The organism is Capsulimonas sp. (assembly GCF_039929585.1).
Taxonomy (GTDB): domain Bacteria; phylum Armatimonadota; class Armatimonadia; order Armatimonadales; family Capsulimonadaceae; genus Capsulimonas.
The window spans coordinates 1-6,686 of the sequence record NZ_JBDSQY010000265.1 but is presented as its reverse complement, the minus strand read 5'-3'; the positions used below and the strand labels follow the sequence as shown (position 1 = coordinate 6,686).

4 protein-coding genes are annotated in these 6,686 nt (G+C 58.5%); all 4 read right to left on the bottom strand.

Features of this window, described 5'->3' with window-relative positions:
- Nucleotides 1-62: 62 nt before the first annotated feature.
- A complete protein-coding gene (locus ABIZ35_RS20135) occupies nucleotides 63-2,153 on the bottom strand; it encodes an NPCBM/NEW2 domain-containing protein (protein ID WP_348221713.1) in 2,091 nt (696 codons plus the stop codon).
- A 242-nt stretch (nucleotides 2,154-2,395) separates the two neighbouring features.
- Complete coding sequence (locus tag ABIZ35_RS20130; RefSeq protein ID WP_348221712.1) at nucleotides 2,396-3,775, bottom strand: glycoside hydrolase family 43 protein; 1,380 nt, start codon at nucleotides 3,773-3,775, stop codon at nucleotides 2,396-2,398.
- Between the two features lie 3 nt (nucleotides 3,776-3,778).
- Nucleotides 3,779-5,752 carry an alpha-L-arabinofuranosidase C-terminal domain-containing protein gene (locus ABIZ35_RS20125; protein ID WP_348221711.1) on the bottom strand — a complete coding sequence of 658 codons (1,974 nt, stop codon included), beginning with the start codon at nucleotides 5,750-5,752 and terminating at the stop codon, nucleotides 3,779-3,781.
- A gap of 792 nt (nucleotides 5,753-6,544) precedes the next feature.
- Entirely contained in the window at nucleotides 6,545-6,673 is a 129-nt protein-coding gene (locus tag ABIZ35_RS20120) for an RICIN domain-containing protein (RefSeq protein ID WP_348221714.1), read from the bottom strand.
- Between the last annotated feature and the right edge of the window lie 13 nt (nucleotides 6,674-6,686).

The following is a 6,686-nucleotide window of genomic DNA, read 5'->3' as shown; positions in this document are numbered from 1 at the left end:
GATCAGCCCCAACTCAGAAGAAGCGGTTATTTTTGAATAGGTCCTAACCTCTGGATAATGCGCTACGGGCGCTTTCGAAGCCGCAAGAGCGCGACGCCATGGCCAGTAATGTGGAGGACAAGGTGATCTGGCATCATGCCCAGGTCTTTGCGCTGCCAGAGGTCGCGCACCGTGTATCGTCCGGATAGGCCGAGATCGCCAAGGGAGACGACACGATCGCCGTCGGATTCGTCGGTATTGAAGACGCCGACGCCGACAGAGCCATCCGCGAGTGTTCGCTCCCAGACTTCGATGTCGTCACCATGTTTCACGCGACGTGCCGGCGAGGCGGCTGTGTCCTGATCGAGCGCCAACACCTCGGCATTCGTGAGCAGAGCCAGGGTCCAGGCATCGTTGTCCGGCATGGCGGCGCCAAGCATCAGAGGCGCGGGCAGCAGGCACCACAGGGACATCAGAGTCACCTGCTCCGACTTCGTAAATCGAGTTCGACGGTCAGGCCCGACACTTCGACTTCCAACGGACAGATGCCCGAGAGGCAGCATATCCGCATCGGCCCAGTGGCCCGGGCCGACAAAACTTCGCCATTGATCGCCGAGGTCGAATTCGTTGTTGAGTGCGCCCCAGTTGTCCCAGAAATCCGCACTGGCGCGCCAGAGGTTGGCATGCGCCACCACATGGGAGCCCTGATCGATGGGCGTCTCGCCGGGCGACAGGCTGTAGACGATCGAGCGGCCACACTTGTCGATTGCGTTCCGCACGGCGTTGATCTCATCCTTGTGATAAGGCACCGACGTATCGTCCATCTTGACGTAGTCAACGCCCCAAGAAGCGTACAGGCGGAACAGCGAATCGTAGTAGGCCTGACCCGCCGCAGTATCGCCGCGCACTCCGTACATATCGGGACACCAGCTACAGGTATCCGAAGTATCGGCGGCGTCCGAGGTATGGAAAGCGGCGCCATCGATTGTCGGGTTCGCCTTGACGGCGTTTCGAGGAATGCCGCGCATGATGTGGATGCCGAATCTCAGCCCCATGCCATGGATCTTGTCGGCCAGCGGTCGGAAACCCGCGCCATTTGCCGCCGATGGAAATCGGTTTGGGGACGGCAAAAGCCGCCCGTGACCGTCCATGGTCAGGTCGACACCGGCGCGGGCGGGCGCGTTGTTGTTGTAAGCGCCGGGGTCGTACCACCGGTAATCGACAACGACGGTGTCCCAGCCATACGGCTGCATCTCGCGCTTGAGGTACGTCGCATTGTCCAGCGTCTCCGCCTCCGTGACGTTGTCGCCGTAGGCGTCGTAGCTGTTCCACCCCATCGGCGGTGTTTCCGTCAGCGTGTTGCCCACGACGAAGTGCACCGTAGATGTGTCGCGCCCCTTCTCGTTCTTCACGCTCACTCGAACCGCGTGATCGCCCGGTATGGCAATTGATCCCGTGAAAATGCCCCGTGTCTTGTCGAACTCCACACCTTTGGGCAACTGCTTAACAGAGAAGGCCAGTGGTCGCTTCCCGGTGACGGGAACCGTCCAGATGATGGGCGTGCCGGTGAAGACGCCCACGACCGAAGGGCCGTGGATATGAGGCGCGGCGGGCGCCGTCGACATCGCGATCGAAGGGTCGGAACCGGAGATCGTCTTCGTTTCGGGAAGGCCGCTCGTCATGGTGATAGCTGCGTCGGCCCAATCCGCATGGTCTTGCCCGTAGCCATCCCCGCCGGTTGTCACACGGAGAACGATCGACGAGAGCCCTATAACGGAGACGTGAACGGATTTTGGCGCATCGCCGCGATGCATCACCCCGCTTGTCCATAGGACGTTGCGAGCGGGATCACAGACCCGGAACTCGACGCTCCCTTGGCCTACCGGAACCTCGTCGTCTACGCCCACAGTTGCGCTGAAAAACGTCGCCTGCCCCTTGAGGTCAATCGCGATTGTACCCGCGGCGTGCGTACCGAAACCGTGCGCGTACACCTTGCCGGCCAGCGTGATTGGGTGGCCCTCAACGGATTTGTCGGCCTGGGGGGCGCCCCATCCCTGCGTGGCCTTCGATAAGTCCAGCGAAGATAGGAGGACTACTTCGTCGGCGCGCGACGCCCCTGCAGACGTGGACAGTAGAGCGACGGCAAGAACCGTTCTTAGAAGTCGAGTAAACAAATGACATCCTCGCAAATGGTGTTAATAGATCTAAAATCGGCAGCCCGGTCATTCGTTCCTGGTCATTGGGCCGCCATCGAATAGGTGAAGTTCCGTGATTTCGGCGAGAACCGATCGGATTTCGCATCGTCGATCAGGCTCCGCGGCAGAACTCGTTGAATGTCGGTCGCCCTTCAAGTTTTCTCACGACATCTTCCGTAGTAGCGCGCAATTCGATCAAGTCCGGCAGTGTGCGGGCAGCGTTAGCGAGACGATTTCCGGAATTTCCATGACAAGAAGTTAAAGATCTTCTCGCCCTGGCTGCCCCTGAAAACGAAAAATACATCGTGTACCCCTCTTGCTCCCGATACGGAGGCCGTCTGGACCTTCCACCGGTCCAGGCCGCCAGTGTCCGGAACGGCGAGCGTTGCGATCAGTGGTCCCGCGACCCCGTCGAGATGGACTTCCATTGAGGCCCCAACCGCCAGGCTAGCGACAGTGCCCTCGAAACTCTTGGCGCCCCTGGATCCAAAGTCTACACTTTTCACCTTGATGTAGTCGCCATCGTTTATGTCGGTGACATAAACTCCGTCGGTGGCGCTGGTTTCGGTCTCAACGCCCGTCTCCCACGCAATCGTCGCCGCCTTAGTCGACTCGTAAGGATTCAGGTGGCCGATCGGAGCAGGCCCATCCTTGGTCGGAAGGATCGTTGGAAACGAACCGTCGGGATTGTACTTGAACTCTTCCAGGCACACCGAACGATCAAATCCGCCTCCGCCGGGCAAGTCCTCGTTGTGATAAAACAAATACGAGTGTCCTTTGTAATCGAGGACGCCTGCGTGATTTGTAAACGCCAGTTTCGGCAAGCCCTTAGGCATAATGATGCCGCGATAGGTCCATGGGCCGGTTGGCGACGCGCTTGTGGAATAGGCGAGAGCCTCCGGGACCCCGGTAGCGGCAAAGACCATATAATAGAGGCTGCCGCGGCGATAAAACCAGGGGCCTTCTTCATAGAGCGTGGCCCGATCTTTATTTCCCTCGCGCTTTCCAAAACCCTCTTCCGTCAGCGGAACCTTCACGATCCCGACGCTCTGATCGTATGAGACCATATCCTTGTTGAGCTTAACGTAAAATAGCTGCGGATTGCCCCAATAAAGATACGCTTGCCCGTCGTTATCGATATAAACGGTTGGGTCGATATCTCCCACGCCGGTATGAACGAGCGGATGGCCAAGCGGGTCATGGAACGGACCTGTCGGGCTGTCGGACACCGCAACTCCCACGGACATTCCGAGACCCTTGGCTGTCATCGGGACATAATAGTAGAACTTGCGATTGCGCTCGATTGCTTGACCGGCCCAGGCGTCGTCGTGAACCCAGGAGAAGTCTTTCACCGACAGAGGAGAGCCTTCGTCCGTCCAATTCACCATGTCCTTTGTTGAGTAGCACCGCCACTCTTTCATCACGAACACGGTCGCATTGTCTTCATCATGACCGGTATAAAGATAGACTTTGCCATTGGCAATCATCGGAGCAGGATCGGCGGTATGTCGCGTTTGGATAATGGGATTGTCGGCGGCGGCGGCCTGGATAATCGCCAGAGTCGCCACAAGCGCCGGGAGAGTGGATTTCATTGACTTCATAATTTACGGTTTCATATTTAAGACGGTAATCGAGTAGGCGGGAAGCGTGTAGACGCCGCCTGATTTGATATTCGGGGCCTTCGTCGTGACAGGAACCACTTTTTTGGGCGTGTCGATGGCGTTTGTGTCGGTCGGATCAGCGGCCAGAGTGATCGCCGTCATGGCGGGCGCCAGGGAGGCGACGCCCGGGATAACGATCTTCACCGCCGCAGGCGTCGGCTGCGGGTTCACCAGTTTCACCGTGATGACCCCAGTCCGGCTGTCCCGAGTGACGGAACTGCGCAGTGTTGCATCGGTAAGCGTTGCCTTCAGCACCTCATCGCCGTGGTTGCGGCTGAACATCTGGAAAGCATAGTAGCTGGGAGAGCCGAAGGTGGTAAGCGCATCGTAACCGATCATGTTTGGACGCCACTGCCGCCCGCCGGGATTCACGTTCGCCAGGAGGGGAGCGTAGCATTGCATCACCACCAGATCGGCGTTACGCTCTATCCCCGTCATCCAGGCTGCGTCACCCAGGGCTGCCTTCATGCTCGGCGTCGGCGGCAGCGCATGCGAACCCTGATCCCAGGGAGCGATATCCTCGTACGCCGCCCATTCTCCTACGAAGACCTCCGGACTGCCTTTGCGCTCGTAGCCCTCGAAGTGATTCGGAGATATTTCCACGAGTGTGGCGGCTGAGCTGTAGTTGTGCTCGTCCACAACATCAGGCTTACGACTGGGGACATGCTCTTTCCCTGTGCTGGCGATGAGCTTGAGCTGTGGATACTTCGCCTTGATAGCATCATGGAACTGCGCGTAGCGGCCGTCGTAGCTTCCCGACTTGTCGAAGTTATCCTCGTTGCCGATTTCCACATAGTGCAGGGGGAACGGCTTGGGGTGCCCATCGCGGATGCGCACGGCGCCCCACTTTGTGTTCTTGTCCCCGATCACGTACTCGATCTCATCGAGCGCTTCCTGCACGTAGGGGGTGAGGGCCGGGCCGGCCGTGACATGCTCGCCGTTGAGCGAGTATCCCGCATAGACCGCGAGCAGCGGTTCCGCGCCCATGTCTTCGCACCAGTACAAGAACTCCAGCAGTCCCATGCCGTCTGTCGAGCGATACCCCCACGGGCAGGGGTGGCCGGGACGATCCTCGGGCGGCCCAAGCGTCTTCTTCCAGTCGAAGCGCTCGGCGATTGTGTTGCCTTCCAGGTAGTTGCCGCCGGGAAAGCGCAGGAAGCCCGGTTTCATATCCACCAGCGCCTGCATCAGGTCGGGCCGCAGTCCGTTCGGGCGATTCTTCCAGGTCGGGGGAAAGAGCGAAACATAGTTCAGCCAGACGCTTCCGGGACGATCCACGGTGAGGACGAAGCGCGCCTTCGCCGTTGGAACCACTTTCCCAGTACTCAGCGTCGCCGTGTAGGACCGCCACTGGTCCGTCAGTTGAGCGACTTGCGCCTTGGCGTAAACCGTCTTGCCGTCCTCACTCTGGATGGCGAGCGTCACCGAGCCGGAAAAGCCAGCGTTCGCGCGGGCATAGAACTTTGCCGTGTAGCGGGTCCGTGATCGGACGGGAATCCCCCAGTAGCCGTCATTGGCGACTCCGGCGGGATGGCCTGACGACGCCGCCGTGACATCCAGGCGGAGGCTCACCGGCTGCTGCTCGCTCCGAGGACGATCCCGGTCAAGGGCGATGGTCGCTTCCGCTCCCTCGCTCTGAACGAGGGACCAGTGGCGGGGCGTCTGAGCGTCATCCATAAACGCCCGGTTCTGAAGGAGCTCCCCGTAGAGTCCTCCATCGTAGGAGTGGTTGATCTCCTCCGTCATCAGGCCGTATAGCCGGGGGGTGATCGTGGCGACGGACTTACTGGCGTCGATCGTCAGTGTCGGTACTGTCGGATTCGCGGCCATGAGGGTAAGTGGTCCTGCGACGATCAAACTGAGTGCGAGTGTGGCGCTTCGAATATCAAGAACCAAGCGATGTCGGGTGAGTTGCAATATTCTACCTTTCCAGTCCTAAATGATGGCGATGAATGCGGGATTGGCCCAGCGAGATGTCAAAGGAGCGCGGCTGGCGTTACTATACGCCGGCCACTAGAGCGTGTCTGACAATTGCCATCAATGATCGATTGATTTTGTCACAGAACAGATGAAATAGACGGTGACGAATCCGACGCACGTATTGCAGCCGGAAAACTTCATCGTCATGATATCAGGCTCGATCGATGACCAATGGGTCCTTACATGTAGCCTGCACTAGTGTCCCGTAAGATCAATTGGCCCGACGCACCGGCTCCGTGAGCACATCGTAATCAAAAAACCAGGTTCATCATCGTATGAAAACTATATCATGCTGACGCGCATCTGTCAAGGGCAAAGATGAACACTGGTCACAACGTTGTAGAGCGGGTTATCGCTGCCGCCATTAATCGGAAATTTATGTGATATAATTCCATGTCTGGAAACTATGGTGACACAGCGTTTGTGCCGGAACGTCATGTCCGCTTGCGTGGTATCCGCGTGAGAGCGGACATCTCACAAATGCACCGGAAGAGAGCTTCACTGATGAAGAGAGAGATTTTGGCGTCACCGAAAAAGATAAAAAGCCCCGGGGGGCGCGCGCCTGGCGACGCGACCCCGGGGCGATGTCACATACGTTCAATGCAGCTCAAGGCGCCTGGATGGACTTCACTCCCGGAGGAGAGCATCCCGGGGAGTGATGGTCATGTTTAGGCGTCGAAGAACCATCGAGGCCTGAGATTAATGATTTCTCATGTAACCCTTCCCGCCTTACGGGTTTATAATGCTCCATTGCTGACCGGCGCCTCCCCAGTAGGTCCATTGCTGGATGTATGCTCCATCCGCGGTGGAGATCCCGGTGACGTCTAGGCAGGAGTTTGGAGAACTGACAGGAGAAATTCGGAAGTAGCCG